The organism is Clostridia bacterium (genome assembly GCA_019683875.1).
GTDB lineage: Bacteria > Bacillota > Sulfobacillia > RBS10-35 > Bu92 > Bu92.
Genome location: JADGHN010000166.1, coordinates 1 through 2,895, shown reverse-complemented (window position 1 = coordinate 2,895; position 2,895 = coordinate 1). Strand labels below are relative to the sequence as shown.

Sequence of the window (2,895 nt, the reverse complement as noted above, 5' to 3'; positions counted from 1 at the left end):
TGGGATTTTTTTATAACCGCCCGGGGCGCGGCGCGGGGGCGCGGGCGGCGCCGCGCGCGGTGGGCCGTGCTGGCCGTGATGCTCGCGGTCCTCGCCGCGGCCGCGGGGTACGGCGTGTCCCGCTGGCTGGCCGTGCCCGAGGTCCCGGTGCCGTCGGTGCAGAACCTGCCGCTGGACAAGGCGCAGCAGAAGCTGAAGCAGGCGGGCCTCTCGTGGATCATCGGCCCGGCGCAGTATTCCAGCACCGTGCCGTCCACGTACGTCGCCAGCCAGGATCCGCCGCCGGGGACCGTCGTGAAGGCGACGCACCCGGTGACGCTCTACCTCTCCAAGGGCCCGGAGTACGTGGAGGGCGGCGTGCCGGACCTCAAGGGCAGGCCGCAGCGGGACGCGGAGATCGCGCTCAAGAACGCTCGGCTCCAGTACACGGTGAGCACGGAGCACGACGACACCGTGCCGAAGGGCTACGTGATCAGCACGAATCCTCCGGCGGGCGACAGCATCCGCGTGGGCGACACCGTGGAGCTGATCGTGAGTGACGGCCCGGCGCCGCGCCCGATCACCATGCCGGACCTGCGCGGCATGACGCTCGGCCAGGCGCAGGCGCTGCTGGAGCAACTCGGCCTGGTGGTGTCCTCCACGCAAACGAAGAAGTCCAGCTATCCTGAGGACATCGTCGCCGATCAGACGCCGGCGCCGAACGCGCAGGTGCAGGCCGGAGACCCGGTCACGTTGACCGTCTCCTCCGGCTGCGAGCATTCCGCGCCGGTGAGCGTCACGCCGGACCCCCAGCGGTACGACCAGCCCGTCGGCGTGCGGGCCGTCGTCACGGACTCCACCGGCGACCACATCGACTTCCAGGACACCGTGCAGCCGGGGGAGAGCGTGCCGATCCAGGCCTGCTGGGCCGGCGCCAGCGCCACGCTGAACGTCTACTTCAACGATCAACTCGTCGAGCGAGTCGAGCTTCACTGATGGATCGAACCATGGGCGCGCAGCATCGAGGTCGGGTCATCAAGGCGTACAACCACTGGTTCGACGTGTGGGTGGAGGACGTCCGGCAGGTCTGGCCGTGCCAGCCCCGCGGGCGCCTGCGTCTGGAGGGGCGCGGCATCCTCGCCGGCGACCGGGTTCTCGTCTCTCCGCGGGCGGACGGCGAGGGCTGGATCGAGGCCGTCGAGCCGCGGCGGACGGAAGTGTCGCGGCCGCCGGTGGCGAACGTGGACCGCGTCGTGGCCGTCATGGCGTGGCGGCGCCCGGACTTCGTCCCCGAACTCCTCGACCGCATCCTGGTGAAGGCGGAGCACGCCGCGCTGGAGATTCTCGTCGTCCTCAACAAGATCGACCTGGTCGAGGGACCGGACGACCAGGCCCGGCTCGAGGCCGTCCGGGACCGCTACCGCCGGGCGGGGTATCCGGTGTTCCTCACCGACGCGCTGCACGGCGCCGGCGTCGACCGGCTGCGCCCGCACCTGGAGCGGGGGCTGACGGTGCTCGCGGGGCCGAGCGGCGCGGGCAAGTCGAAGCTGCTTTCGGCGATCGAGCCCGGCCTGCGGTTGCGCTCGGAGGCCGTGAGCGCGAAGACCGGCCGCGGCCGCCACACGACCCGTCACCCGGAGCTTCTGCGCCTCGGCGAGGGATGGGTGGCCGACACGCCGGGCTTCTCACGGCTGGATCTCGCCGGCATCGACTCGGACGGCCTGGCCTCCCTCTTCCCGGAGTTCGCCCCTTTCGTGGGCGAGTGCCGCTTCAACGACTGCAAGCACCGCTCGGAGCCCGGTTGCGCCGTGCGCGCCGCGGTGGAGGAAGGTCGCGTCGACGAGCAGCGCTACGCGCGCTACCTGCAGTTCCTTTCGGAGATCGAGGCCCTCGAGGAGGACCGCTATTGAATCCGATCGTCGCCCCCAGCGTCATCGCCGCCGACATGGCCCGCCTGGCCGACGCGGCCCGCCTCGCGGAAGAGGCGGGCGCCGACTGGCTGCACCTGGACGTGATGGACGGCCGCTTCGTGCCGAACATCACGTTCGGCCCGGGCACCGTGGCGGCCCTGGCCAAGGTGACGCGCCTGCCGATGGACGTCCACCTCATGGTCGATGACCCCGCACGGTGGGTCGAACCGTTCGCGAAAGCGGGCGCGCGCGTGCTCACGGTGCACGCGGAGGCGGATCGCCACCTGCAGCGCACGCTCGCGGCGATCCGCCAGGCCGGCTGCCTGGCGGGCCTCGCCCTCAACCCGGCGACGCCGGAAGCGGCGGTCGAGTACGTTTGGGAGGACGTCGACCTCGTGCTCGTGATGAGCGTCAACCCGGGCTTCAGCGGCCAGGCCTTCCTTCCCGCGGCGCTGCGCAAGATCGAGCGCCTGCGCGCGCGCGCGGAGGCGCTCGGGTGGGCGGGGCGCATCGAGGTCGACGGCGGCGTCGACCTCGTCACCGCGCCGGCCTGCCGGCGGGCCGGCGCCGACGTCTTCGTCGCCGGCAGCGCCGTGTACGGCGCGCCGGACCCGAAGGCGGCCATCGCCGCCCTCAAGGCGGCGGTGCGCTGAGCGGTTAAGACCCCCTTCCGTTCGGCGTTCACCCGCGGGCCGCGCGCGGCGTAGGATGGCCCCGAAACGGAAGGGGGCGCGACGCATGGCGAAGCCCATTCGCGTCATCAAGCTGCCATCGCTGATCGGACGCATTCTGGGCGCGCTGATCCAGAGGCGCGGCTGAGCGCCGCCGCCCCCGGCGGCTCCGGGGGCGCCGCGCCGCGCGTCTCCGCAAAGGAGTGGCCCGAGCATGGACAAGTTCCCCCTGGCGAGGCTGGTCCGGGGCACGTCCCACGACGCCTCCGTCCGCGTCCTCGCCGCGGTGACGACGCCCTGCGTCGAGGAGGCCCGGCGCCGGCACGACCTGTGGC

At 72.5% G+C, this 2,895-nt stretch carries 2 protein-coding genes; both read left to right on the top strand.

Going from position 1 to position 2,895, the window contains the following annotated elements; translation table 11 throughout:
- Positions 1-975 (top strand): PASTA domain-containing protein (locus IRZ18_09390; GenBank protein ID MBX5477318.1); only part of this gene is annotated, 975 nt, incomplete at its 5' end.
- Positions 976-1,639: 664 nt separating this feature from the next.
- Positions 1,640-2,542 carry a ribulose-phosphate 3-epimerase gene (rpe, locus tag IRZ18_09385; protein ID MBX5477317.1) on the top strand — a complete coding sequence of 301 codons (903 nt, stop codon included), beginning with the start codon at positions 1,640-1,642 and terminating at the stop codon, positions 2,540-2,542.
- Positions 2,543-2,895 lie beyond the last annotated feature (353 nt).

What these genes read in the sequence shown, in the direction of transcription:
- rpe (MBX5477317.1), top strand. Translation starts at nt 1,640, where the DNA reads ATGGGTGGCCGACACGCCGGGCTTCTCACGGCTGGATCTCGCCGGCAT.